Origin of the sequence: Mycolicibacterium bacteremicum (genome assembly GCF_002086115.1) — a bacterium.
GTDB lineage: Bacteria > Actinomycetota > Actinomycetes > Mycobacteriales > Mycobacteriaceae > Mycobacterium > Mycobacterium bacteremicum.
The window spans coordinates 172651-197346 of sequence record NZ_MVHJ01000002.1; the positions used below are offsets into that span (position 1 = coordinate 172651).

Annotated in this window: 24 protein-coding genes; 15 read left to right on the top strand and 9 right to left on the bottom strand. The window is 66.9% G+C overall.

The genetic code is table 11. The features are described from left to right. Positions 1 to 526: 526 nt before the first annotated feature. The 12 genes from BST17_RS03155 to BST17_RS03210 all read left to right on the top strand — a co-directional run bounded on the left by BST17_RS03155 (position 527) and on the right by BST17_RS03210 (position 13164). Positions 527 to 1372 carry a glycosyltransferase family 2 protein gene (locus tag BST17_RS03155; RefSeq protein WP_083055479.1) on the top strand — a complete coding sequence of 282 codons (846 nt, stop codon included), beginning with the start codon at positions 527 to 529 and terminating at the stop codon, positions 1370 to 1372. A 46-nt stretch (positions 1373 to 1418) separates the two neighbouring features. Continuing rightward, positions 1419 to 2363 (top strand): glycosyltransferase family 2 protein, encoded by a 945-nt coding sequence (locus BST17_RS03160; protein ID WP_207573560.1) that lies wholly within the window; start codon positions 1419 to 1421, stop codon positions 2361 to 2363. Then, on the top strand, positions 2360 to 3541 hold the full coding sequence (locus tag BST17_RS03165) for a glycosyltransferase family 4 protein (RefSeq protein WP_083055480.1): 1182 nt from the start codon (positions 2360 to 2362) through the stop codon (positions 3539 to 3541). Before BST17_RS03160 ends, BST17_RS03165 begins: the two co-directional genes overlap by 4 nt. Further along, positions 3538 to 4809 (top strand): lipopolysaccharide biosynthesis protein, encoded by a 1272-nt coding sequence (locus BST17_RS03170; protein ID WP_083055481.1) that lies wholly within the window; start codon positions 3538 to 3540, stop codon positions 4807 to 4809. Before BST17_RS03165 ends, BST17_RS03170 begins: the two co-directional genes overlap by 4 nt. After that, positions 4806 to 6149, top strand: a complete 1344-nt coding sequence (locus BST17_RS03175; RefSeq protein ID WP_165762203.1) for a polysaccharide pyruvyl transferase family protein — start codon at positions 4806 to 4808, stop codon at positions 6147 to 6149. The genes BST17_RS03170 and BST17_RS03175 overlap by 4 nt, the downstream gene beginning before the upstream one ends. Continuing rightward, a complete protein-coding gene (locus BST17_RS03180) occupies positions 6146 to 7405 on the top strand; it encodes a glycosyltransferase family 2 protein (protein ID WP_234807513.1) in 1260 nt (419 codons plus the stop codon). The genes BST17_RS03175 and BST17_RS03180 overlap by 4 nt, the downstream gene beginning before the upstream one ends. After that, positions 7402 to 7755: a hypothetical protein gene (locus BST17_RS03185; protein ID WP_083055484.1), complete on the top strand. Its 354-nt coding sequence runs from the start codon at positions 7402 to 7404 to the stop codon at positions 7753 to 7755. The genes BST17_RS03180 and BST17_RS03185 overlap by 4 nt, the downstream gene beginning before the upstream one ends. After that, positions 7749 to 9494, top strand: a complete 1746-nt coding sequence (locus BST17_RS03190; protein WP_083055485.1) for a DUF2339 domain-containing protein — start codon at positions 7749 to 7751, stop codon at positions 9492 to 9494. Before BST17_RS03185 ends, BST17_RS03190 begins: the two co-directional genes overlap by 7 nt. A 65-nt stretch (positions 9495 to 9559) precedes the next feature. Further along, positions 9560 to 10699, top strand: a complete 1140-nt coding sequence (locus BST17_RS03195; protein ID WP_083055486.1) for a hypothetical protein — start codon at positions 9560 to 9562, stop codon at positions 10697 to 10699. Between the two features lie 73 nt (positions 10700 to 10772). Continuing rightward, entirely contained in the window at positions 10773 to 11588 is an 816-nt protein-coding gene (locus tag BST17_RS03200; RefSeq protein ID WP_083055487.1) for a glycoside hydrolase family 16 protein, read from the top strand. Beyond that, complete coding sequence (locus tag BST17_RS03205) at positions 11585 to 12409, top strand: glycoside hydrolase family 16 protein (protein WP_165762204.1); 825 nt, start codon at positions 11585 to 11587, stop codon at positions 12407 to 12409. Before BST17_RS03200 ends, BST17_RS03205 begins: the two co-directional genes overlap by 4 nt. Further along, the gene (locus tag BST17_RS03210; protein WP_083055489.1) at positions 12406 to 13164 is read left to right on the top strand and encodes an alpha/beta hydrolase; all 759 of its coding nucleotides are present in this window, start codon (positions 12406 to 12408) and stop codon (positions 13162 to 13164) included. The genes BST17_RS03205 and BST17_RS03210 overlap by 4 nt, the downstream gene beginning before the upstream one ends. Positions 13165 to 13572: 408 nt before the next feature. Here the strand turns inward: BST17_RS03210 and BST17_RS03215 are convergent, their stop codons facing one another. The 7 genes from BST17_RS03215 to BST17_RS03245 all read right to left on the bottom strand — a co-directional run bounded on the left by BST17_RS03215 (position 13573) and on the right by BST17_RS03245 (position 20866). Continuing rightward, entirely contained in the window at positions 13573 to 14034 is a 462-nt protein-coding gene (locus BST17_RS03215) for a hypothetical protein (protein ID WP_083055490.1), read from the bottom strand. A 331-nt stretch (positions 14035 to 14365) separates the two neighbouring features. Continuing rightward, positions 14366 to 15283, bottom strand: a complete 918-nt coding sequence (locus tag BST17_RS03220) for an endonuclease/exonuclease/phosphatase family protein (protein ID WP_083055491.1) — start codon at positions 15281 to 15283, stop codon at positions 14366 to 14368. A 30-nt stretch (positions 15284 to 15313) separates the two neighbouring features. Beyond that, complete coding sequence (locus tag BST17_RS03225) at positions 15314 to 16198, bottom strand: cyclopropane mycolic acid synthase family methyltransferase (protein WP_083055492.1); 885 nt, start codon at positions 16196 to 16198, stop codon at positions 15314 to 15316. 268 nt (positions 16199 to 16466) lie between these two features. After that, positions 16467 to 17336 (bottom strand): cyclopropane mycolic acid synthase family methyltransferase, encoded by an 870-nt coding sequence (locus BST17_RS03230; RefSeq protein ID WP_083055493.1) that lies wholly within the window; start codon positions 17334 to 17336, stop codon positions 16467 to 16469. Between the two features lie 94 nt (positions 17337 to 17430). Next, a complete protein-coding gene (locus BST17_RS03235) occupies positions 17431 to 18327 on the bottom strand; it encodes an alpha/beta fold hydrolase (RefSeq protein WP_083055494.1) in 897 nt (298 codons plus the stop codon). 153 nt (positions 18328 to 18480) lie between these two features. After that, entirely contained in the window at positions 18481 to 19824 is a 1344-nt protein-coding gene (locus BST17_RS03240) for an ABC1 kinase family protein (RefSeq protein ID WP_083055495.1), read from the bottom strand. Between the two features lie 52 nt (positions 19825 to 19876). Further along, positions 19877 to 20866, bottom strand: a complete 990-nt coding sequence (locus BST17_RS03245; protein ID WP_083055496.1) for an oxygenase MpaB family protein — start codon at positions 20864 to 20866, stop codon at positions 19877 to 19879. A gap of 77 nt (positions 20867 to 20943) precedes the next feature. Here BST17_RS03245 and BST17_RS03250 point away from each other — a divergent pair, with 77 nt between their 5' ends. Further along, positions 20944 to 21522: a TetR/AcrR family transcriptional regulator gene (locus BST17_RS03250; RefSeq protein WP_083055497.1), complete on the top strand. Its 579-nt coding sequence runs from the start codon at positions 20944 to 20946 to the stop codon at positions 21520 to 21522. 141 nt (positions 21523 to 21663) lie between these two features. Beyond that, positions 21664 to 22488 (top strand): type IV toxin-antitoxin system AbiEi family antitoxin, encoded by an 825-nt coding sequence (locus tag BST17_RS03255; protein WP_083055498.1) that lies wholly within the window; start codon positions 21664 to 21666, stop codon positions 22486 to 22488. Positions 22489 to 22548: 60 nt separating this feature from the next. Here BST17_RS03255 and BST17_RS03260 read toward each other — a convergent pair whose 3' ends face one another. Together BST17_RS03260 and BST17_RS03265 are read right to left on the bottom strand one after the other, a co-directional pair. Then, positions 22549 to 23151 carry a DinB family protein gene (locus tag BST17_RS03260; RefSeq protein WP_083055499.1) on the bottom strand — a complete coding sequence of 201 codons (603 nt, stop codon included), beginning with the start codon at positions 23149 to 23151 and terminating at the stop codon, positions 22549 to 22551. 1 nt (position 23152) lies between these two features. Continuing rightward, positions 23153 to 23671: a DinB family protein gene (locus BST17_RS03265; protein ID WP_083055500.1), complete on the bottom strand. Its 519-nt coding sequence runs from the start codon at positions 23669 to 23671 to the stop codon at positions 23153 to 23155. Positions 23672 to 23734: 63 nt separating this feature from the next. On the opposite strand from BST17_RS03265, the gene BST17_RS03270 reads away from it, so the two are divergent. Next, positions 23735 to 24685 (top strand): helix-turn-helix transcriptional regulator, encoded by a 951-nt coding sequence (locus tag BST17_RS03270; protein WP_083055663.1) that lies wholly within the window; start codon positions 23735 to 23737, stop codon positions 24683 to 24685. Positions 24686 to 24696 lie beyond the last annotated feature (11 nt).

The following is a 24696-nucleotide window of genomic DNA, read 5'->3' on the forward strand; positions in this document are numbered from 1 at the left end:
ATTGCCGTCAGTGGTGGCTGTCGACTCAAGGCAGTATTCCCGCGCGGCACCGGGGCCGGTATGCAAACCATCGATCGTCGAGTGATCCGGAGACATTTATGAATGCCGTGAGTCGGGTGTTTCGCCGGTGTTTCGAAGTTCGGCCGGGCTGTAGTCCGTTGGGTTGAAACGAATTCCGGATACGGCGGCCGCATTGCGAATCTGCACCGCACGTGCGATTCTGGCAACGACTTCGAGGGGGAAGTGGACTGCCGAGCCCGGCAGCAACGGCTGGGTTGTGGGCTACTAGTTATTTCGACTTCGGGAGGATCGAAATCCCAGTTCATTCGGTTTTTCAAAGCTGCTGTTGATGGGCGTGATTCACCGCGGGGCCGCTGCGGTGCACTGATCTACTGATGGGCTCGGCACCACGGCGTGTGCCCGGCCCGCTTTACCGGCAAATCTGATGAGCAGTTGGGGCGGTGCGGTATGTCCGCCCGCGGCTGCCGTCCGGAAATCGGACTTCCTTCGTTGAAGAGAGCAACGCGTGGCAAAACTAGTGGGACTCTGGGATGGCGTACCGCATGACTTCAAGCGGCCGACGGTGTCCGTGATCATTCCTGCCCTCAACGAGGCCAGGAACCTGCCGCATGTCGCGGCCCGGATGCCGACCGGCATCGATGAAATCGTCTTCGTCGACGGGAATTCCGTCGACGACTCCGTCGCGGTGGCGCGAAGCCTGTGGCCGCGGGCGAAGATCGTGACTCAAACCCGCCGTGGCAAGGGCAATGCGTTGGCGTGCGGTTTCGAGTCCGCCACCGGGGACATCGTGGTCATGATCGACGCCGATGGCAGTACCGACCCGATGGAGATTCCGCGTTATCTCGCGGCACTGACCTCCGGCGCCGACTACGCCAAGGGGTCCCGGTTCATCCAGGGCGGCGGCAGCTCGGACATCACCAGGATGCGACGTATCGGCAACTGGGGGCTCAATGCCTTGGTGAACCTGCTGTTCGGGACCAAGTACACCGACCTCTGCTACGGGTACAACGCGTTCAGCAGGCGCTGCCTGGATGTCATGCGGCTGCCGAGTACCGCGGGCCAGGAACCGCAGTGGGGGGACGGCTTCGAGATCGAGACGCTCATCAACGTCCGGGTGGCCGCGAGCGGACTCACGATCGCGGAGGTCTGCAGTTTCGAGAAAGACCGCATCCACGGCGCAAGCAATCTCAACGCGGTCTCCGATGGTCTACGGGTGCTGCGCACCATTCGTCGCGAGTACCGCGACACCCGACGCGCGGCGCGCATGCGAACCGGCCAGGCACCCGTGACCCTGAATCTCGAGGCACCGCACGCGACTGTCGAGGCGCTGGAAGCCGAGCAGGCGGGATGACCTTGTGACGGCTCCCGTCCGGGACGTACCGGCTGACCGCGCAGGGGTGGCCACTTTGTCGATCATCGTGTGCGCCTACACCCAGGACCGGTATGCCGTGTTGATCAGCGGAATCGACGCGTTACTGCAACAGCTGAGCGGCGCTGACGAATTGATCGTGGTGATCGACTACAACGAAGCGCTGTTCGCCGACGTCGCGGTTCGTTATGGGCAGGTCGCGACCGTGATGCGCAACAGCTTCGAACGCGGCCTCTCCGGCGCGCGCAACGCAGGCATCGAGGCTGCGCGCAACGAGGTGCTGGCCTTCGTCGACGACGACGCCAAGGTCCGGCCGGGTTGGGTGGAGCAACTACGACGGCATTATCTGGACCCATCCGTGGCGGGTGTGGGCGGGCACGCGACGCCGGTGTGGCCGACTCGGCGGCCGGCCTGGATGCCATCCGAATACGACTGGGTGGTCGGATGTTCGCACCTGGGCCTGCCGACATCGGTGGCGCCGGTGCGCAACTTCATCGGCTGCAACATGTCGTTCCGACGCGATGTGTTCCAACAGGTCGGCCGGTTCAACACCACGGTGGGGCGAGTGGGCAAGCGGCCGGTCGGATGCGAGGAGACGGAACTGTGCATCCGGATCTCCCAACACGACCCATCGGCCAGGCTGCTGTTCGATCCGGCCGTCCGGGTCGATCATTCGGTGAGCGATGACCGGGTACGCCTGAAGTACTTCCTCAGTCGGTGCTTCGGCGAAGGACTGTCGAAGTACCGGGTCGGTGGGATCGTCGGAACGTCGGACGCGCTGAGCAGCGAGCGCCGCTACGTGACCCGGGTGCTGCCGATCGGTGTCCTGGTTGCCCTGCGAGACATGGTCGTCGGCCGCGGTGCGCGGCGCGCTGCGGGTGCCCGAGGCGCAGCGATCGTGCTGGGCCTGGCGGCCACCGCCGCCGGGTACGGCTACGCGATGGTGCGCACGTTCTGGGACGCCAAGACATGATCGCCACGCCACTGCGCGTTCTCGCCCTCGACCAAGGCAAGGGTGTCTGGGGCGCCCAACGTTATCTGCTGCGGCTGGCGCCACTGTTGCGCGACCTCGGCATCGAGCTGACTCTCGGGGGTCCCGAATCACTTGATCTGCATGAGGTCTGGCGCAAGATGGGATTCGAGGCCATCGATATCGACCTGCCGACGGAACGCAATGTGCGCACGGGCGGGCGGGCCAGTCTGTCGGCCATGGTGGCCCAGGGCGCCGCAATACCCGATGTCGCGCGACGGATCTCCCGGGTGGTGCGCTCCGGTGGTTTCGACGCCATCTGGGCCAACGGGCACTGGATCCACCTCGATGCTGCGCTGGCAGGTCGGCACTGTGGCGTGCCGACCGTTCTGCATCTGCATGAGGAATCCGTGCCGGGTATCGGCACCTGGCTGCGGGCCGGCGCCGTTCGAACCGCCACGCGCTCCGTGGCGGTGAGCACTGCTGTCGCCGACGGGCTGCCCCGCAGCGTGCGGCATCGCGTCGATGTCATCACCAACGGTGTCGACACCGACGAGTTGTCGCCGTCGCCGGATCACCGTGGATCGTCCGCGCTGCGCGCCGAGTTGGGGCTGCGCGCCGACGACATCCTGGTGCTGGCCGCCACCCGCCTGGACCCGTGCAAGCGGATCGAGGATCTGGTCGAGGCGGTCGCGGCCGTCGCCGATCCGCGGGTGAAGCTGCTGGTGGCGGGGTCGACGAGCGAGTTCCCGGACTACGAACGGGAGATGCTCGCCGTGGCCAGGAGCCGGGCAGGCTCTCGAATTGTGTTCTGCGGTCACCGCGACGATATGGCCGGCCTGTTCCGCGAGGCGGATGTTCTGCTACACGCCGGGATGGTGGAGGGGATGCCCCTCGGGATGCTCGAGGCGCAGGCCTGCGGCGTACCAGTGGTGGCATACCGGGTCGCGGGTGTTCCCGAAGCCGTCAGCCACGGCGCGACCGGTCTGCTCGCGGCGCCCGGGCAGGTCGATGATCTGACCCGTTGCCTCAAAGCGGTGATCGAGGATGCCGACATGCGACGCAGTATGGCCAGCGCGGCCCGCTACAGCGCCGTGATCCGGCACGGGATTGCCCGCCAGGCACGTCGCAATGCCGAATTGCTTGCGGCAGTGTGTGGAACGACGGCGGTTGCGGTATGACCACGTCGGTTCAACCGCTGCGCCAGATCGTCGAACGGTACGCGCGCGGCGGAGTGGGCGCCGACTCCGTCGCACTGATCGTCACGTCCGGGCTCACCGCTGCGACCGGATTCCTGTTTTGGACGCTGGCTGCCCGATTACTGACCCCGCACCAACTCGGTGTGGATACTGCGCTGCTGTCGCTGATGACCACCGCGGGGACCATTGCCGCGATCGGCACCGGGAACTCGTTCACCGCACTGTTGCCGGTCCCGGGGTGCGCCCGTCGGCAGCGCCTGCTTGACGGATACCTGCTTGTCGGGACCATGGCCGTCGGACTCGGCGCGGTCGCCGGTCTCATCGGCTCGGCGACCATGCACCTGGGCGTGGCGTCGACGATCGGGTGGACCGTGGCGGGTGCGGTGACGATGGCGTACTTCGCCGTCAAGGACTCGGCCGTGATCGGGCTCGGCGGGGCCGCCAAGTTGCCACTGCAGAATCTGATCGCCAATCTCGCCAAGATCGGTCTGCTTCCGCTGTTGGTGGCCGCTTTCGCGCATTCGGCCGTTCTCGCCACTCTGGTCGCCGCCGCGGTGGCCGCGGCGGTCGTCATCGGCCTGATCATCCCGCGGCTGGTGGCCAGCAGCAGTTCGGCGGTCGACGAGCAGGCCGGACCGACGCGACGGGACATGTCGCTCTTCGTGATTCGTGACGGCGTGGCCAGCGCGATGTCGCTGGGTGTGGTGCTGGCACTGCCCTTCATCACCACCGCGATCGCCGGCCCGGTGGAAGGCGCGGTGTTGGCGTTGGCGTTATCGGTGGCGCAGGTGCTCGATCTGGTGTCCGCGGGCGTGGGAACCGCGCTGACGCGTGGCCTTGCGGCCCGGCCGGAGGGGATGTGGGCCCGGGTGCGCCGGGCCTGGGCGCTGACCTCCGGCGCCGTGGTGGCGACCGGCATCGCGGTGCTGGCCTGCGCACCGCTCATCATGGCGGTGCTCGGGCCCAACTACCGCGACCATCCCATCGTCCTGGTGCTCGCCGTCCTGTTGCTCGGATCCGCTGTGCGGGTGTCGTTCGTGGTCTGGGCGTCCGCCTTGCGGGCGCAGGGGCGAACAGGAATACTGTTACGGGTCAACGGGTTTGCGGTGGCAATCGCACTGCCACTCATCGTTTTCTGCACGTCCCAATGGGGTGCCGTGGGTGCCGCCGCCGGGCTGACGGCCGGTTCGGCGATTCTCGGGACGATCGGCGCGGTCGCGCTGGTCCGCACACGCGGAGGAGCAGCATGACCGAATCGATGAATGTGGTGCTGTTCAACGCGTGGCATGACGACAACAAGGGCGACTCCGCGATCACCGATGGAACGTTGCACATCCTGCAACACGCATTCGAAAATCACGGGATCGACGCCGTTTTCACCATCGTCGGCCTCAATGAGACAGGTCCGCTGTCGCAGACCGCCACCCGCCATGTCCGCACGTCTTGGCCGGACGTCGACACCCTGCCGAGCAGGCTGCCGACCGAACTGCGTGCCAAGGAGGTGGCGCGACCACTGCTCGATGTGCCGATCTGGCTGGCGCGCCTGGGGCCTGCGGTCGTCGCCTCGCTCTCCGGGCGCACCCCGCGCGGCCTTCGATCGCTCATCGATGCCGCCGATGTCGTTGTCATGGTGGGAGGTTCGAACCTGCACGATTCGGCCAGTGTGCATCCCATGGTCAGTGCGGCGCGACTCTACACCCTGGTCGCCCCCATCCCGGCCGCCGTCAAAGCTGGTCGTCCCGTCCTGATGTTGGGGCACACGCTCGGCCCGTTCCCCGTCGCTCGGCGGCTGTCGCAGAGAATGGCACGCCGGATGATCGGCGTCGCCGATCTGGTCGTCGTCCGGGAGGCCGAATCGATTCCGGTGGCCGAGCAGCTGGGTATCGACCGCATCGAACTGGCACCGGATATGGCGTTTGCCCTGCGACCCGATCCGACCCGGCGGGTGCGGGCCGTCGCGGCCTCGCTACCAGTACCGGCCGCGCAGACCGCGGTGGTCGCCGTGCGTCGACACCCTTCGCTCGGCGCCGTCGCCGACGGCCGGGTCATCGGCGAACTGACCGGGGCAGTCGGAAGATTGGCCGCCGAAGGACGATGCGCAGGGGTGCTGGTCGTCGCGCATACGGTCGGTCCCACCGAGATCGAGGATGACCGTGGGCCGTCGCAGGCACTCGCCGAGCGGATACGGCGACAGTACCCCGATCTGCCGGTGACATATCTGCAGGAGGACCTGTCCCCGTCCGAGCTGGCCTGGCTCTACGGGCAGAGCGCTTGCATGATCGCCGTGCGCTTGCATGCGGCCATCCTGGCGATGCTGTCGGGCACCCCGACCTACGCGATCGCCTACTTCACACACAAGACCACCGGGGTGATGGCCACCGTCGGCCTCGCGGACTGCGTCGGGGATTTCGCGACGGTCCGCGCAGCGGATGTGGTGGCCGCATTGTCTCCGCGGATCGGCTCGGAAACCGAGCGCCGCACGCTCGCCGCGGTCTGCGAGTCGAACCGGGTGCTGCTCGAAGAGCGCTGCACGGAGTGGCTTTCGGAGTTCGTCGTCGGATCGGGAGTCGGCGACAGGAGCTCGGCATGAATCCCACGGCATTATCTGTACTGGCACCGGCGATGCCCAGCATGGGAACCCCGCAGTGGGATTCAGCAACATGGGTAGGCCTGGTCGACCTTCCCATCGAACCGGCAGAACGGATCGAACTCGAATCGGCCGGCGGTTATCGGCGCGCGCGGATGCTGGTGCGCGCTGTCGGCCGGCCGGTGGCCATGGTGGAGCTCGACGTAGTCGACGGCGCGATCTCCGGACCGGATCTGGCCGCCTCGGTTCGGGAATGGAACGCCGCCGCCGGCACCGGCGCCGACTCCGATGACGGCGAGCGTCCGGCCATCACCGTCATCATCTGCACGCGCAATCGTCTCGATTCACTGCGCGTCGCAGTGCGTTCCGTGTTGGACTGCGATTATCCGCGCGTCGACATCGTTGTCGTCGACAATGCCTCCGACGATGATTCCGCGTCCCGCTATATCGCCGACCTGAACGATCCACGAGTCACCCTCGTACGGGAACCATTGCCGGGACTGGCCGGTGCCCGCAACACCGGGATCAGGGCAGCCGGCGGTGACCTGATCGCGTTCACCGATGATGACGTCGTGGTCGACCCGCAGTGGCTGCGCTGGATCGCCGATGCATTCGGTGCCGACGAACGCGTGGGTTGCGTCACCGGAATCGTGCCCAGTGGCGAACTCCGCACACCCACCCAGAGTTTCTTCGAACAGCGTGTCTCGTGGGCAAAGAGCCTGCAGCGGCGCGCCTTCGATGTGACCCGACCGCCCGCGAACAGCCCGCTGTTCCCCTTTCAGGTCGGTTTGTACGGGACCGGGGCCAACTTCGCGTTGCGACGTCGGATGGTCCTGGACATGGGCGGGTTCGACGAGGCGCTCGGCGCGGGCAGCCCGACCGGCGGCGGGGAAGACATCGACATGTTCGTCCGCGTGCTGGTGTCCGGCCGGCAACTGGTCTACGAGCCGGCGGCGATCGTGTGGCACCGGCACCGCGATGACGTCGCCGCCCTGCAGTCCCAGGCCCGGGGGTACGGGCAGGGTCTGGGCGCGTGGCTGGCCAAGGTGGCGCTGGACCGGACCCTGCGCCCGATAGCGCTGCGACGCACGGTGAAAGCGCTGCGACATCTCCGGACGATCACCGAGTCACCCGACGTCGATGACTTCGCTCCACCGGAGTCACTGCGGCGCACGCAACTGATCGGCATCGTCCGCGGACCCGTCGCCCTGGCGACAGCCCGCAGGCAAGGCCGCCGGCCGACTCCGCTGGCCTCATGACGGCCGCGGGGCAGCAACGGACCCTGGCTGTGCTGGCCGTCGTGGCGGGTGCCTGCGGTATCGCATCGACCATTCCGTTCCACGCCGCAAGCCAGGCGGTGCTGCTCTTGGCCTTGACCGTCGCCGGCGCGGGCAGCGCCGTCATGTGCTGGACCGACCTACCGGCGGCGGCCGCGGTCGCCGGCACCATCGGGGTCAGCGTCGCTGCGGTGGTGGCGACCTCGACCGCCGCGGCGTGGCTGCACATGTGGGAGCCCACGATGTCGTGCCTGCTGCTGTCGTCGGCAGTCGCAGTCACCGGAGCCGTCCGCATCCAGATCCTTCGCCGGGAGCGGGCCCCGTCGTGGTAGCCGTCTCCGCCTGGCACGGCAGGGTCGGAGAGGGGCTGAGCGAAGGCAGCGGCCGACGGCCCGGTCCGCGCACCGACGCCGCGCTCATCGTGCTGGCCTGCACGTCGACGGTGCTGTGGATCGCGGCTGTCGGGGCTCTCCAGCGCACCGCGGACTTCGGTCAGTACGGCCTGCTCGCCACCCCGGGCGGCGTCCTGTTGGCGGGTTCGGTTCTCTGTGCTGCAACCATGTTCGGAGTTTCGCTGGCCGGTAATCGGCTGATCTACGCGATGGCCGCCATCCTGCTGGTGATCGTCTTCCAGCGGGTGACGGTGGTGCTGATCACCGAGGTGCCGATCTACACCTGGACCTACAAGCACATCGGGTTGGTCGACTACATCATCCGCAACCGCAGCCTGGCACCGGCCGCGGTGGACATCTACAACCAGTGGCCGGGATTCTTCACCGCCATGGCGTGGTTCAGTTCGATCACCGGCCTGGACCCCGTGCACATGGCGCATTGGTTCGCACCGGTGGTTCACGTGCTGATGGCCGTGCTCACCGGCGCGCTCGCGCGGGGTCTCGGTCTGCCGATGCGGGCGGCCCTGGCGGCTGCGATGATCACCGAACTACTGAACTGGGTGGGGCAGGACTACTTCGCACCGCAGGCCACCGGGCTGGTGATGGCCATCGCCTGCCTGGCCTTGCTCGCCCATTCCGTTCGGTATCCGGTGGCCGGCTACATCTCGGTCGCGGTGTTCGTCGTGCTCGTGCCGTCACACCAGCTGACCCCCATCTGGTTGTGCGCCTGTGTGGTGGCACTCGCCGTGTTCGGAAAGATCCGCCCGGTCTGGCTGCCGCTGGTCTATGCGGCGGTGGTGGCGGCCTACCTGGTGCCGCGACTCGACCAGATCCGGCGCTACGGAATGTTCACCGGATCCAACCCACTGGCCAACAGCAGTTCCAATGTGCCGACCCGTGGATCAGATGGCCGGGTCTTCACCATGCTGGTCGACCGCTCATTGTCCGCGTCGATGTGGGTGCTGGCGTTACTCTGCGCGGCGGTCATCTGGCGACGTGTCGGGATGCCCTGGGCGGCAGGCATCATGGCCTTCTCCTCGATGATGCTGCTGGGCGGTCAGAGTTACGGTGGCGAAGCCATCTTCCGGGTGTTCCTCTACTCGCTGCCGGGCTGCGCGGTGCTGATCGCCACGGTCGCCGTCTGGGCGCTCGACCTGCACGGTGTGCGCCGCCGGGTCACGCTCCTACTGGTGTGGCTGGTGGCAGCCGTTGCTGTGTTGGCCAGCATGCAGGGGTATTTCGGCGGGTGGTCCTACGTGACGATGACGCGCAACCAGCTGGAACAGAGTCGCTGGCTGCTGAGCAAGGACCCCGCCGGAGCGACCATCACCGTGATGGCGCCTGCCGGTTGGCCCGAGCGGCCCACCGCGGACTACGTCGGCCATGCGCTGGCCGACTCCGGTTACGACAAACCGCTGGTCTTCCTGAAGAACTCGCTGTCCACCGGATTCCCGACCGACCGGGACATGGACCGGCTGGAACTGCTGGCCCGATCCGGCGGAAATCCGTTGTACCTGGTGCTGCCGCGCCAAACCGGTACCTACAGCGACTATTACGGGTTGTTCCGGGATGGTGCGGTGAACCTCCTCATCGACAAGCTGTCCACCCGGCCGCACTGGATCCGGGTGATCGATGACGCGGACACCGTGGTGTTCTCCTACGCAGAGGGAGGTGCGTGATGGCACGCAGACACCTCGTGTCACCCATTGATCGTGGCCGGGCAGGCGCCTGCATCGTCAGTGCCGTGGGACCGATGGTGATGCCCTCGGCCGACGTCATCCGCAACCGTCTGGTCGCACTGGCGGCCATGGGGACCCACACCCGCGTCGGGTTGCGTCCCTCGCCGTCCTCGCTGTGGTGGGCCTACACCCCGGCCGACCTGTTCAACTGTGTCGAGATCGTGGCACCGACAACACTGGCCGATCTCGACGAGGCGATGTCGCGGATGGCGCAGAACTATCGTGGTGAGGGAATACGGGTCTGTATTGCCGGCGACTTCCTGCTGACCGCGGTATCCCATGGGCTGTGTGACGCGCGGTTGCTCGTCTTGCTGCAGAACGTGCTGCTGTCCTCCGCCGCCCCGACGTGGGCGGCAGAACCGCCGGCCAGAGCGATGCTCGGCACCACCATCGTGCGGTGGTTCGGCGAAAAGCCGCGCCGGCTGGCCGATCTCATCGCGTTGCCCCGCGCCACCGCGGTCAACCCGGTCAGCTGGCACGACCCCGGTGAACTGCCCCCGGCACAACCGACGCTGCGGTGGACGACCATCGCACCGGATACCAGGGCGGTGCTGCTGGCCAGGATGACGGCGGCGGCGCCCCGGGCGACCGAGGCGACCATGTGGTTCTCGGCGATCGCGCAGGCGCTCAGACACAGTGGCATCGACTTCGGTGAACGGGTGATCGTGCTGGCAGATGCGCGGCGCTACCGCCCGGCTGCCAGGGCCTATCTGGCGAACTTCGCGGTGGGCCTGGAATTCGACTTCCCCGACCCTTTCGACGCCGAGCTGCTCTCGGAGCGCGTGCAGACCGCACTGCGCGCGGGCCGGCCGCTGGCCGCGATGGGACTGGGTGCGGTGAAGTCGCTACGACCCGGTCCGCGTCGGGTCGCGATGCCCGCGAAACCCGTGGTGTCGTTCAGCGATATCGGGCGCGCCGTCGACGAACGTACCCTGCCCTGGCGGTCATCGGAGCGCGCCTACATCGCGACCACCGAAGGTGTTGGCTTCAACGGGATCTCGTTCATATTGGTCGAGGTTGGAAAGTCGGTACTGGTGCAATGCTCGTTCAATGCCGCCGCCCACGAACCGGACCGTATCGAGTCGATGCTGGCGCTGCTGCGCCGACGGTCGGACGAACTGATCGCGGGGAGTGCCGGTGAATAGCGTTCGCGGTCTCGGTGGGAGAACCGTCCGTCGGCTCGTAGCCCTGATACCGGTACCCGGTGCGGCGTTGCTCATGGCCATCGTCGTGACCGGATTTTCCGGTCTCGGGGTCTACGCCGCCGTCGGCGATCCCGGAGTCCGCAGCGCCCGGCTCGACCTCCAGCGCAAGGTCACGCTGTACGGCAGTGACGAATTCTCCGGCCCGGCAGGTACGTTGCCGAACCCGAAACTGTGGTCCATCGAAACCGGCGGCGGTGGGTGGGGCAATGACGAGAAGCAGGTATACACCGATCGGCCCGCCAACGTCCGCGTTGATGGCTCAGGACATCTGGTCATCGAGGCGCGCTGGGATGCCGATGTCATCACCTCGGCCAGGATCAGCACCCGGCAGAAGCTCGACTTCAAGCGAGGCATGATCCAGGCCCGCATCAAGATGCCGTCAGGTCAGGGGTTGCACCCGGCCTTCTGGATGCTCGGCACGTCGATCGACCAGGTCGGTTACCCCCGCAGCGGCGAGATCGACATCGCCGAGATCATCGGCACCGAACCCACGGTGCACGCCGCGGCGCATGGGCCCTGGATATCGGCGAGTCCGCGACCCGATCCGAAATGGAAGCTGTCCGACGAACTGCAGCCCGGCGCGGCGCCGTCGCAGGATTTCCACATCTACTGGATCAGCAAGGAAACCGGAACGATCACCATCGGCATGGATGACACGGCGTATGCCACATTCACCACCGAGCAGCTCCCCGACGGCGGAAAGTGGGTGCAGGACTTGCCTTTCTATCTACTGCTCAACCTTGCGGTGGGCGGCGAATGGCCCGGCGAGGTCGGTCCCGGCGCGCTGCCGGCCCAGATGCTCGTCGACTGGGTGCGGATATACGGATGAGGACATTGCTTGCGGCGTGGTGCCTGCTGGCCGCCACCGCAGTCGTGATGCAGCCCGCCGCCGCGGGTGCCGAACCGATGGTCGCCACGGGCTTCTCGACGGCCACCGCGGGCAAGACGCTGCGGATCTCCGATGAGTTCGACGGCCCGGCCGGGCAGCCGCCGAACCCTGCCCTGTGGAACATAAGGACCGGGGCGGGCGGTTGGGGTAACCGGGAGAAGCAGGTGTACACCGCCAGTCCGGGCAACGTCCGACTGGACGGCGCCGGCAACCTGGTGATCGAGGCGAGATTGGACGGCGACACCATCAGCGCGGCGCGTATCGACACCCAGGGCAAGGCGGACCTGCAGTTCGGGGTACTGGCGGCGCGCATCAAGATGCCGGCCGGCCAGGGCCTTCATCCGGCGTTCTGGATGCTGGGTAACACGCTCGACGAGGTCGGTTATCCCGGCAGCGGCGAGATCGACATCATCGAGATCGTCAACGACGGCCACCGGGGTTACATCTCGGTGCACGGTCCGATGACCGATCCGGCTGCGCCGAAATGGAAGCTGTCGACCAACAGCCTCGGCGCGGATCTTTCGGCCGACTTCCACACCTACTGGGTGTCCAAGCAACCGGGTCTGCTGATCATCGGGATCGACGAGACACCGTTGGCGGAATTTCGCCCGGAACAGCTGCCGCCCGGCGCGGACTGGGTGCAGGACAATCCGTTCTTCGCCCTGCTCAATGTGGCGGTCGCGGGGGAGTGGCCCGGCCCGCTCGACCCCGCGGCGCTGCCCGCACAGATGACGATCGACTGGGTGAGGTTCTATCAATGACGACAATCTTGCGGCTTCTCATCGCGATCACGCTGTCGGTCGTGCTGGTGGGTTGCGCGCCCGGCGGGCCGGACTTCGAGGTGACGGCCGAGGAGGTGGACGGCCTGAGCACCCTGGGGCTCTCGCTTGCCGACAAGCCGGTGTCGGGAATCATCGTGTACTTCCATGGCATGGACCAGAATGCCGAGGTCACCCGGATGGACGACAAACACACGGCACTCACCGAGGACCTGCTGCGGGCCGGGTATGCGGTCGTGAGCGCCGACGCCGAGGGAAACGCATTCGGCAATCCGGCGTCCCAGCAGGCTTACCGGGACCTGATCGCGGCCGCCCGGGCTCGCTACGCGAGTGACCGCGTCATCTTCGTGGCCGAGTCGATGGGGGCGCTACCCGCGCTGTTGCTGTGGTCGACGCTGCCGCCGGGCGAGGTGAGGGCGATGGTCGGCATCACGCCGGCGATGGGAATGCCGGTCGGGGTGCGGTCGATGGACTTCGTGGTGGCCCCGTGGGGCGGGCAGGTCCCGGAGTCCGCGGACCCGATGAGCTGGCCGGCGGAGGCGTTGACGGGTGATCGCATCAGGCTCTACGTCGGTGATCAGGATGATGTGATCCCGCCCGGCGCCACCGGTCAGGATTTCGCGGAGCGTTTCGGCGGCGCGGCCGATGTCGAGGTGGTGCCGTGCCACGGCGGCCACGTGGCCGACACCTGCTTCGACGGAACCGACCTGGTGAACTGGCTGTCCGGTATCGGCTGACCGGGTATCCGGGCGGTGCCCCGGGAATCGCCGCGTGGCCTGTGACGTGCGGCGTAGAGTGGCGAGGTGCCCAAGGAGATCTGTCAGTGCGGCCACGGTCGGGCAGCGCACGAGCACTATCGACCGGGCACCGATTGTGCGCTGTGCGGCCCACAGGTGTGCCAGGCCTACGACGGTCCGCGCCGGTCGCGCTGGCGGGCGCTGGTTGCGAAGCTGAAGCCCGCGCCTGCCCCGTCGGCAACGAGTGTGGATCACCGCCCCGACGGCACCACCGACAGCTCACCCGCTGGTGAGAAGGGCGCCGACATTGTTCCGCTGCAACGTAAGTCGGACAGGTCCGACCGGGCGGGATGAACGCCGAAAAGCCGGATACCGCCGCGGCGGTATCCGGCTTTTCGCAGAGTTGATCTAGTTGCAGCCCCGGCCGACGGAGACCTTGGTGGTTCCGTAGGGCCCGATGGTCGCGGTGAGGCCGAAGACACAGACCTCGAGATCCCACTTCGCGAAGAACCAGCCCCAGACCGGCTTGAGGAAACCGGGCACCAGGCTCATCGGCGTGAATTCGAGGATGGTGGACCGCGGCGGAGCGTTCGGGTTGGCGCGGCCGAGCCACCAGAAGTCGTTCTGGATCAGGCTGTCGGGGAAGGTGGGGTCGGCGGCCTGCACGGCGGCGGCCGTCGGGAGCCCGACCGGGGCGCACGATGTGGTCGCATCCGGCACGCACTGGGCCTCGCCGACGTGTGATCCCAGCGATGCGATGGGTGCGATCTCGGGCTCGGCGCTGGCGATCGATGCCGAACTCAATGTTGCTGCAGCGACTACGGCGCAGGCCGCGGTGGCGCTGCTGATCTTGCGAGCGATGGCTGACATCTGTCCCCCTAGTGAGCCGGCTGGTGGTCAAAGATTCGCAGAACCGAGGTTTGCTGTCAACCGGTTTGCGCAGGTTAGAGCATCTTTGCGTTTCTCGTAACGTGCCATTCACGGGGCGGGGTGTAGCGCTGCGCAAGCCGGGGACCGTGGCCTTCCCGGCTCTTTTATTCGCTGGTTCTGCGTCCAATTGTCGTCGTGTACAGAATTCGCTGGAGGGGATCTGGCGGCCGGGTGGACGGGCCTGATGTTTGCCAGAATCTGCCGAGGGTTCGCTCGCTGCTGGTAGGGCGGGCGATCGGTCCGGCGGCGAGTCCGCGACGATCGGGTCGAGCTAGTTCAGAACGATCGTGGCGACCAGTGCGCGGTGGTCTGATCCGGCCAGCCGGACGGCCTTTATTGACGTTGCTGTCGATTCACGTGTGAGGATGCGATCGACGGCCAGCAGCGGCGGCATCGGCAAGTGGCTCGGGTGCGTCCGGGTGAACCCGGCGGCGGCTTGCATGGCACCGTCGCGGTACCCGCCGCGCAGCAGCGCCCGGAACTGGTGGACATCGATGGTGGCGTTGAAGTCACCGCCGACGACAACTCGCGCCGTCTCGGGCAACTGCTGTAACACCGGTCCGAGCCGGGTGATCTCGGCATGCCACGTCGGGAAGGCCGACCGGGGCGGAGGCATATGGGTAGAGATGACAGTCGCGTCGACCTCGGCCACCCGCAGCCGCGCCCAGACCAACCCGCGGCTGAATTGCTCATCGGTGCCCGAAGCGGTGATCGGGTGACGGCTCCACAGTCCGACGCCGGCGGCGCGTTCCCGCGGACGCAGCACCCGGAACGGGAAGTCGATTGCCAGCTCACCGCAGAGCCGGTCGGCGAGTTCGGGCGTCAGCTCCTGCACGGCCAGCACGTCGGCGCGTTCACGGGCCAGGGCGACCACGGCCGCCGGCGAGGCCCGGCCGAGCAACAGGTTGGCCGTCACGAATCGGACCCGCTCGCCACTCGTCGGCGCGGCTCTGCCGGTGAACAGCGGCAGTTGCACGGCGCCGGCCGCGACCGTCACGGCCGCGGCCACCGCGGCGGGCGACCATTGGCGCGACAGCGCGAACATTAGCGTCGCCGCCGGGGCTCCGAGCATCAGATACGGCGACAGAGCCGCAATGCCCAGTAGCGGACGGTTGACCGCAGGCAGGAACCGGACCACCAGCGCGCCGGCGGCGACGGTCACGCCGATCACGCCGAGCGCCGAGATCACGCGGTGGCGCCGCGATCGCCGGAGGCGAAACTACGGCTTTTCGTAGGTCACCAGGCTGACGTCGAGTGCTTCGTCGACGAAGTAGTACTGGCAGCCGGTCAGATACCGCATGTAGTCGTTGTAGCTCTGCTCGCCGGCCGCGGCGATCGCCTCGTCCTTGTGGTGTTCGAGCCGGCCCGCCCAGATGCCGAGGGTCTTGATGTAGTGGTTGCGCAGCGACAGCGTCTCGGGGACGGTGAAACCGGCCTCCTCGCCGCGCTCGACCATCATCTGGGTGGTCGGGATCCGGCCGCCGGGGAAGATCACCTCGTGGATGAACTTGGCAAAGCGGGCCAGTTCGAAGGTCAGCTTCTTGCCGCGGGCGGTCAGGTCATTGGGGTGGTAGCCGCAGCTGCTCTGGATGGTCATCCGGCCACCGGAGGGCAGGCTGTCGAAGCAGGTCTTGAAGAACGCCGGGTAACGCTCGAAGCCGAAGTGCTCGAAGGCCTCGATGGACACGATGCGGTCGACCTTGCCGGTGAACTGTTCCCAGCCCTCCAGGCGGACATCAAAGGTGCGCTCGGTGTCCAGACCGCCGAGCAACTGGTTGCAATAGGCCTGCTGGTTCTTGCTGAGCGTCAGACCGATGACGTTGACGTCGTACTTCTCCATGGCGCGCTGCAGCGTGAGACCCCAGCCGCAGCCCACTTCGAGCAGCGTCATGCCGGGTTCCAGGTTGAGCCGGTCGAGGTGCTGGTCGACGTTGGCGACCTGAGCCTCCGACAGCGTGACGTTGGGGCCGGTGAAGTACGCACAGCTGTACTTGCGCGTCGGGTCCTGGAAGACGCCGAAGAAATCATCGGACAGGTCGTAGTGAGCCTGGATGTCCTCGAAATGCGGGCGCATCTCCGCCGTGTCGGTTGAGTTGTCAGACATTGACTGGCCTGCCCTTCTCGGTGGGTGCTGACTACGCCGTCCACCATCTCGCGGTGCCCACTTGACGTGGCACCCTACCTGCCCGGATTCCGGTGCCCCGGGATCCGCGCAGCGTGTCCTCGGATACTGGTCGTCCCCCCGCAGCGCCGTTGCTGAAAAGGAACGTCTGCACGTGACTCTAGCGTCCGCCCCGGTGCCCCCGGACCGCATAGGGGGAAGTGCGGTCTCCCCCGAGTTCGCCTGCGCGGCGGTTGATCTTGATTGTGGGTTACTTGACCATCGTGAACTGGTTGACGTCGATGTAGCCGGTCCGGAAGCCGTTCGCGCAGCCCGTCAGATACTTCATGTAACGCTGATAGACCTCTTCGGACTGGATCGCCACGGCTTCCTCGTGGTGGGACTCCAGCGCCTCCGCCCAGAGATCCAGTGTGCGGGCGTAGTGCAACTGCAGCGACTGCCGACGGGTGATGGTGAAGCCCGCGGGGGTGGCGTGCTCTTCGACCTTCTCGATGGACGGCAGGCGTCCGCCGGGGAAGATCTCGGTGAGGATGAACTTGACGAACCGGGCAATCTCGAAGGTCAGTGGGATGCCCTCGGCGATCATCTGCTTGAAGTGTTTGCCGCAAATGGTGTGCAGCAGCATGACGCCGTCATCCGGCAGGACGTTGTAGGCCATCTCGAAGAACGCGTCGTACCGCTCGAAGCCAAAGTGCTCGAAGGCGCCGATGGACACGATGCGGTCGACCGGCTCGTCGAACTCTTCCCAACCCTTGAGGTGAATCTGCTTGTCGCGCTTGGATTCCGAGCGGGCGAACTCGGCCTCGACATGCGCTTTCTGATTCTCGCTCAGCGTCAGCCCGATGACGTTGACGTCGTACCGATCCAAGGCGCGCATCATGGTGGCGCCCCAGCCGCAGCCGATGTCGAGCAGCGTCATGCCCGGTTCGAGGCCCAACTTCCCCAACGCCAGGTCGATCTTGGCGAGCTGGGCTTCCTCCAGCGTCATATCGTCGCGCTCGAAGTACGCGCAGCTGTACGTCCTGGTCGGATCCAGGAACAGCGCGAAGAACTCGTCGGACAGGTCGTAGTGTGCCTGTACATCCGAGAAATGCGGTTCGAGCTTCTTGCGTCCTGTCATACATTGCCCCCACGGCGACATACTGCGTCCCCGGGTTTCAGTCGTGACCCGGCTTATGCGGCGACTCTACGCCCCGAGGCTGTGGTTGACCGAATCAGGCGGAGAAGTTTGCCTTCAGTTCGCCGATGATGTCATCCCAGAGTGGTTCGGGCAGTTCATGGCCCATTCCGTCGAACAGGACCAGCCTTGCTCCGGGTATCGCGCGGGCGATCGCCCGGCCCCCGGACGGCCGCATCAGCTTGTCGGCCTTGCCGTGGATGACCACTGTCGGAGCCGTGATCTGCCGGTCATAGGCGAGCAGACTGCCGCTGCCCATGATTGCCGCGAACTGCCGGCCGATTCCGGCCGGGTAGTAGGAGCGCTCGTAGCTTTCGGCGGCCTCGGCCCGTAACTGTTCGTCGGATTTGGGATACCCGGGGCTGCCGATGATTTTGGAAACGCGAATCGTGTTGGCGATGACGCCCTCGCGGCTGGTGTCGGCAGGCTTGGACAGCAGTGTCAGTAGTTGGCGGGGACCCGGCGGCGGCAGGAAGGCCTGATTGTTGCTGGAGAAAATGACCGCCAGGGACCGGGTGCGGGCGGCATGCCGGGCCGCGAACACCTGGGCGATCATGCCGCCCATCGAGGCCCCCACGATATTCGCGCGCTCGATGCCTAGATGATCCAGCAGTCCCGCCGCGTCGTCGGCCATGTCCTCGAGGGTGTAGCCGGACGGACTCTTCATGCCCGCCAGTGACCGGGCCATCCGGGGGATCAGCGGCGCGCCGCTGCGGGCATGCGGGAGCTTCGACGAGAGCCCGACGTCGCGGTTGTCGAACCGGATGACGCGCAGCCCCTGATCCACCAACTTCTGGCAGAAAGTGGTGCGCCACAACACCATCTGTGCGCCGAGGCCCATGACCAACAGCACCGCCGGATGCTCCGGGTCGCCCATGTCGTCGTAGACGATGTCCAGTTCGCCGGCGCGTGCGGTACCCGTACGGATCTGCATATCTGACCTCCAACTCGTTGCTCAGTCACAACCTTCTCGGTGATCACCTGGACGCCCCTGAGCTCGTCAAGGCCGCCGGTTTCATGCTGGCCAACGCCGAGAAGGTCGTCGGCGAACTCCAGTCCCGGTTCGGTGGAGCGCGTGACAAGCCGACTAGCTGTCGAGCTCCTCGGAGTGTTCGCGGCTAACCTCGACCATGAAGTTCGCGAAGTACCCCGTCAGCTGCGGATCGCTCATCATCTGCCAACGCGGGGCCAGCAGCTTCATGTAGCGCTCGACGTAGAGGAACTGCTTGCCGATGAGCACCAGCTCGCGCGGCAGCTTCACGTCGTAGGCGTCGGCCAGGGTGGACAGCTGCTTGCCGATCTCGGCGTAGCTCATATCACCCAACGACGACATGGTCAGCGGGGTGGCGAACTTCTCCAGGTCCTTGGCCGCCTGTGCCTCGGGTTTGACGGTGCCCACGGCCCCCATCAGCACCACGATCTTGCCCGCGGCCGCATGGTCCTTCTTGACCAGCAAGGCGTAGACCAGTTCGCGCAGCAACCAGCGGGTGCGCGGATCGATGCGTCCCATGATGCCGAAATCGAAGAAGACGATCTTGCCGGCCTCGTCGACATAGAGGTTGCCGGCGTGCAGATCGCCGTGGAACAGGCCGTGCCGCAGCCCACCCTCGAAGACACTGAACAACAATGCCTTGACCAGCTGCTCGCCGTCGAAGCCCTGCTTGCGGATCGCAGCGACATCGTCGATGCGGGTGCCCTGGATGCGCTCCATGGTGAGCACCCGCTCGCTGGTCAGATCCCAGTAGACCTGGGCCACCCGGATGTTCTCGCCCAGCGGGGAGGCATGCATGTGCGCCACCCAGGCGTCCATCGACTGGGCCTCCAGCCGGAAGTCCAGCTCCTCGGCCAGGTTGTCGGCGAAGTCGGCGACGACATCTTGGGCGGACAGCCGCTGACCGAGCTTGGCGAACTCGACGAGCTTGGCGCCGCGCTTGAGGATCTGCAGGTCCGCGGCGACCCGGCGGCGGATGCCCGGCCGCTGGATCTTGACCACCACCTCTTCGCCGCTGTGCAGCGTCGCGTAGTGCACCTGGGCGATCGAGGCCGAGGCGAACGGCTTCTCGTCGAAGGACTTGAACAGGTTCTGCGGCTCGTCGCCGAGTTCCTCCCGGAACAGGTTGTGCACAGCTTTCGAATCGGCGGGCGGAACCCGGTCCAGCAGGCCGCGGAACTCCCGGCTCAGGTGCTCGCCGAACGCGCCCGGGCTGGATGCGATGATCTGCCCGAACTTCACGTAGGTGGGTCCCAGATCGGCGAACGTCTGCGGAATCTGCTTGATGACCTTCTGCTGCAGGGAGCCCTTACGCAGGAGGCTGCCCGCGACGCGGGCGCCGGTGCGGGTTACCTGCCACCCCGTGGCACCGACGCGGGCGGCCTCCACCGCTAACGGCACCCGGTCCAGCCGGGCTCCCTCTCGGTGTTGCGTACTCATGGGTGCAGTGTCTCAAAACCCGCGGTACCGCCAAAAACAACTGTGCGCTGCGTCACACGAAGGCGTGTTCGATCTCGGCCCGACTGCGCTCGGGATCGCTTCCGAGCACGTACTGGGGTTCGGTGTGCGCGGTGGTGGTGCCGTGGGCTGTTCGGGCCTGGGCCTGTTTGAACTCGATGCCGGTGCCGGCTGCGGTGTGCAGGCCGTTGATGATCGACCACACGATGGCGCGCCGGCCTGCCCGCTCGATCGGGTTCGGGTCGGTATGCCCGATCAGTTGCTTGGCCCATTTCGGCATGGTGTCGCGCATGGCCCAGTCGACCGCACTCTGCGGCATCGGCAGATTGGGTCCGGTGGCCATCGCCGCACCGTGGGTCAGGGCGAGGCGGGGGAGATAGGAGTGCAGGCACTCCAGCGTCTCGGCCTTGGTGGTCGGGAGGTCGGTGCCGCCCAGGGCATGCCCGACCCGGGTGAACTCACCGTAGTAGCGGTCGAGTTTCTTGCCCCGCAACGGATTCGGATGATAGAACTCGTGCGCGGTGGCCAATCCCCAGACCACGGTCGCGTAGTTCCAACGCAACCACTCGGGGTCGTCGGCGTCGTAGGTGGCTCCGTCGGGGCGGGTGCCCTTGATGGTGTGGTGCATGGCGCGCACCGTCCGGGCGACCCGCTCTGCGGTCTCGGTGTTGCCGTATGCGGTGCCGATGAAGAAGGCGATCGAATGTCCCAACCGCACCGCGGCGCCCTGCGGGTCGATGACGGGGATGGCGTTACCGTCGTCGTCGCGCTTGACCAGTCGCGAGTGGTGCATGCCCATCCAGTAGATGGATGGGTCGAGGCGCTCCAGGTAGGCCGCGCACTGCAGCCCGAAGATCAGCGCCTCGGTGTGTGAATGCACATGCCAGACCGCGCTGCCGGGCCCGAACCAGCCCGGATCCCCGGCCGGGCCGGCGAACTCGAGGCCCTTGAAGTAATGCCGTCGGATGTCCTTGTCGAATTTGCGCTGCAGCATTCCTTCGAGCATCTGGTGCGGCATGTCCACGCCGGCGCCCCTCTCTGGTCACGTGTGTAGCCAGACTACTGTTTGGATACGGGCGTGACCAGATTTATTCTGAGCCGATGACCCGGTGGGCTGGCGTCGCACTGACCGATCGGCGTGCCGAGCGTCGCGCGCTGTTGGTCGACGCCGCCTATGTGCTGTTCGGTGCCGGCGGCGAGGCCGCGCTGACGGTCCGCTCGGTGTGTCGGCAGAGCGAGCTGAACACGCGCTACTTCTATGAGAGCTTCGCCGATGTCGGCGAGCTGCTGGGCGCGGTGTTCGACAAGGTGGCCTTCGAGCTCGGGGCGTTCGTGGACGCGGCACTGGTCGACGCGGATTCGGTGGTCGAACGGTCGCGGGCCGGCATTGCGGCGGTGCTCGGTTTCAGCTCGGCCGACCCGCGCCGGGGCCGGGTGTTGTTCACCGATGCCCGCGCCAACCCGGTGCTCACTTCCCGGCGGGCGGCGTTGCAGGACCAGTTGCTGGCCGCGGTGCTGGCCGAGGGGTCGCGGCTACACCCGGGTTCGGATCCGGTGGCCACCCGCATCGGGGCGGCCATGTACACCGGCGCGATGGCCGAACTCGCCCAGCAGTGGCTGTCCGGCGCACTGGGCGAGGACCTCGACGTCGTGGTGGATCACGCAGTCCGGTTCTTCTGATTGTGTGCGCCGAGAGTGACGCAATGGTCGCTCCTAGGCCGAATTTGCGACCATTTCGTCGCTTTCGGCGCAGGATGGGTCCAAACGCGGGCGCGCTGCGTCTGAACAGATGTGCAACTCCCTTTCGATGGCGGCGATGCCATGGCAGCCGGCCGCGTGACCCGGGGTCAGCTGCGGCATCGCTACCGGCCGATCCTTCGCGGCGTCCACGTACCGCGAGATCATGTGCCTACGTTGCGGCAACGGATCGATGCGGTTCTGCTGGCCGTACCGGGCGGTGTGATCGGAGGCGTGGCAGCCGCCGCGCTGCACGGCGCCAGATGGGTTGACGACGACGCACCCATCGAGGTGTTCGCGCGGTGCAGGCAGCAGGCGGGTCTGGTAATCCGCAAGGACGTGCTGGACGCGGCGGAGATCGAGTCCGTCAGCGGGGTGCCGGTGACCACCCGCGAGCGCACGGCAGTCGACCTGGCGCGCCGCCTGCCGCGCAACGCCGCCGTCGCAAGGCTGGATGCCCTGATGCGCGAGGCGCCGTTCAGGATCGACGATGTCGAGCTACTGGCGAAGGCGCACCCCGGCGCGCGGGGTCTCCGGCGGATGCGGCTCGCTCTACCCCTGGTCGACGGCGGGGCCGAGTCGCCGAAGGAAACCTGGCTTCGGCTGCTGTTCATCGACGCCGGGCTGCCCAGGCCGCGAACCCAATTCGTCGTCCGCACCGAGGGCGGGAGGTACGTCAGGCGCCTCGACATGGTCTGGGAGAACTACAAGGTGGGTGCCGAGTACGACGGGGTGCAACACCTGGCGGAACGTTCGGTGTACGCCCGCGACGTCTGGGTCGGCCGCGAGCTACAACGGCTGCAGTGGCACGTGGTCCGGGTCATCAAGGAAGACCATGGCGACGACATCATCAGGCACGCGAGGGCCGCGCTGGAGTCGCGCGGGTGGTCCGGGTCTGCGCGAGAGTGACGCTTTGGCTTTTATCAGGCGACAAATGCGGCCATAGCGTCACTCTCGGCGACAAGCGAGCTAGGAGACCGCCTCCTTGCCCCACGGGGTCAGCCACGGCGTCGGCTCCCAGTCCTCCAGGCCGGCCAGCAGCTCGTAGAGCGTCGCGCCGTCGATGCTCTCCCGGATGATGTCGCCCTGCCCGGCGTGCCGGGCCAGCTCCTCGATCATGTGGAAGATCACCCAGCGCACCGACCACGCCGCGACATCCTTGGGAAACCACGGCACCTCTTGCGGAACCGGCACCGCCGCAGCCAGATCCGCGCTCTCGATCAGGCGGATGGTCTCGGCATTCTGCTCGTCGAAGGCCGCCAGGATGCCGGCGAGCGTCTCATCCTCGCCCATCACGAACTGCTCGGCGTACTCCTGCTGCAACTCCTCCATCGGGCGGTCGTCGGCCGGCGGCAGCTGCGGAGCCGCCGCCACCCGCTCCATCCACCCCTTCTGGCAACTGGTCACGTGCTTGATCAATCCGCCGATGGACAGGGAGCTGACGCTCGGAGTCGACCGGGCCTGCTCGTCGGTCAGGCCGAAGGCGATCGCCCGGAAGGCGTATTGCTGGGCGGCGACGTACTCCTTGAGGCCGGCGCGCTCGTCGGCGACGGGAGGGGGCATGGCGGGCATATCAGTTCTCCTTCTTGGTGTGGGTGAAAAGGTCTCGGATGACACAGATCTCGGCGCCGTGGTGGATCACCTCGCGGTTGATGTGCAATATCAGCGCGGCCATCGGGTACTCGGCATAGGGCCCCTCGGCCGGACCGCACGGGCGCTGCAGTTCCACATCGGACAGGGCGCGCACCCCGGCCGTCCAGCGCGCCTTCTCCTCGTCGAGCTGGCGCAGCGCGGTCGCCGCGTCGGTAGCGTACGACCATGTCTCGTAGTCGGCGGCCGGACCGCCGAAATGGGAATGGCTGCGCATGGCGAGCACGCCGATGATCACGTGCGCCATCCGCCACGCGATGGTCGTGAACGGCGCGGGCTCGGGTTGCGGATACGCGAAATCCACCCCGCCGTCGGGATGCACGGTCCAGCAATCCGGCACGGGCGCCCAGAAATACTCCTCGTCGCGCAGGCCCTCCAGTCGGGGTCGCAGCTGGTTCTCCCAATGGAAGTCCAGCTGATCGGCCAGCAGTTCGGTGTTCATGACACAAAGCCTGTCACCCATATAGGACAGTTCTGGTCCTATGAATGCGGCAGCATGGTGGACATGAGTACCGCCAGGGTTCTGCAGCTGCTCGGCCTGCTGCAGTCGCGCCGCGTGTGGACATCCGAGGAACTGGCCGAGCGGCTCGAGGTGACCACCCGCAGCGTCCGTCGCGATGTCGACCGCCTGCGTGAGCTCGGATATCCGGTGCATGCCAGCAAGGGGCACGGTGGCGGCTACCAACTCGGCGCGGGGGCCGCGCTGCCGCCGCTGCTGCTGGACCCCGACGAGGCCGTGGCGATGGCGGTCTGCCTCCGGTTGGCGGCGGGTGGCAGCGTCGCCGGCGTCGGGGAGTCGGCGCTGCGCGCGCTGTCCAAACTCGACCAGGTGATGCCGTCGCGACTGCGCTCGCAGGTCGCCGCCGTACACGACGCCACCGTCACGCTGACCCCGACCAGCCGGGATGTGCCCGTCGACCCCGAGGTACTGATGACCCTGGCCCGGGCCTGCCGCGACCACGAACACGTCACCTGCGGTTACACCGACATCCGCGGCAATGCCACACAGCGACGCCTGGAGCCCTACCAGCTGGTCACCACCGGGCGGCGCTGGTACCTGCTGGCCTTCGACCGCGACAAGCAGGACTGGCGCAGTCTGCGGTTGGACCGGATGGACACCGTCGGCGCGCAGGGCAGCACCTTCGCGCCCCGGCCCGCGCCCGACGCCGCCGACTATGTGCAACGCGCCATCAGCAGTTCTCCCTACCGCTACATCGCCCGGGTCCGGTATCACGCGCCGCGCGACGTTGTGGCGCAGACGTTCTCGGCCGCCTCGGTGCACATCGAACCCGACGGCGCCGACGCCTGCATCCTGACCACCGGCGCCGACGACGCAGCGGTGATGGCCCTGTACCTGGCGATGCCGGGTTGCGAGTTCGAGGTGCTGGAACCGGTCGAGGTGGCCGATGCGGTGCGGGCCGCGGCCGAACGACTGCAGCGCGCGGGGGCGCGATGACCCCCGAATCA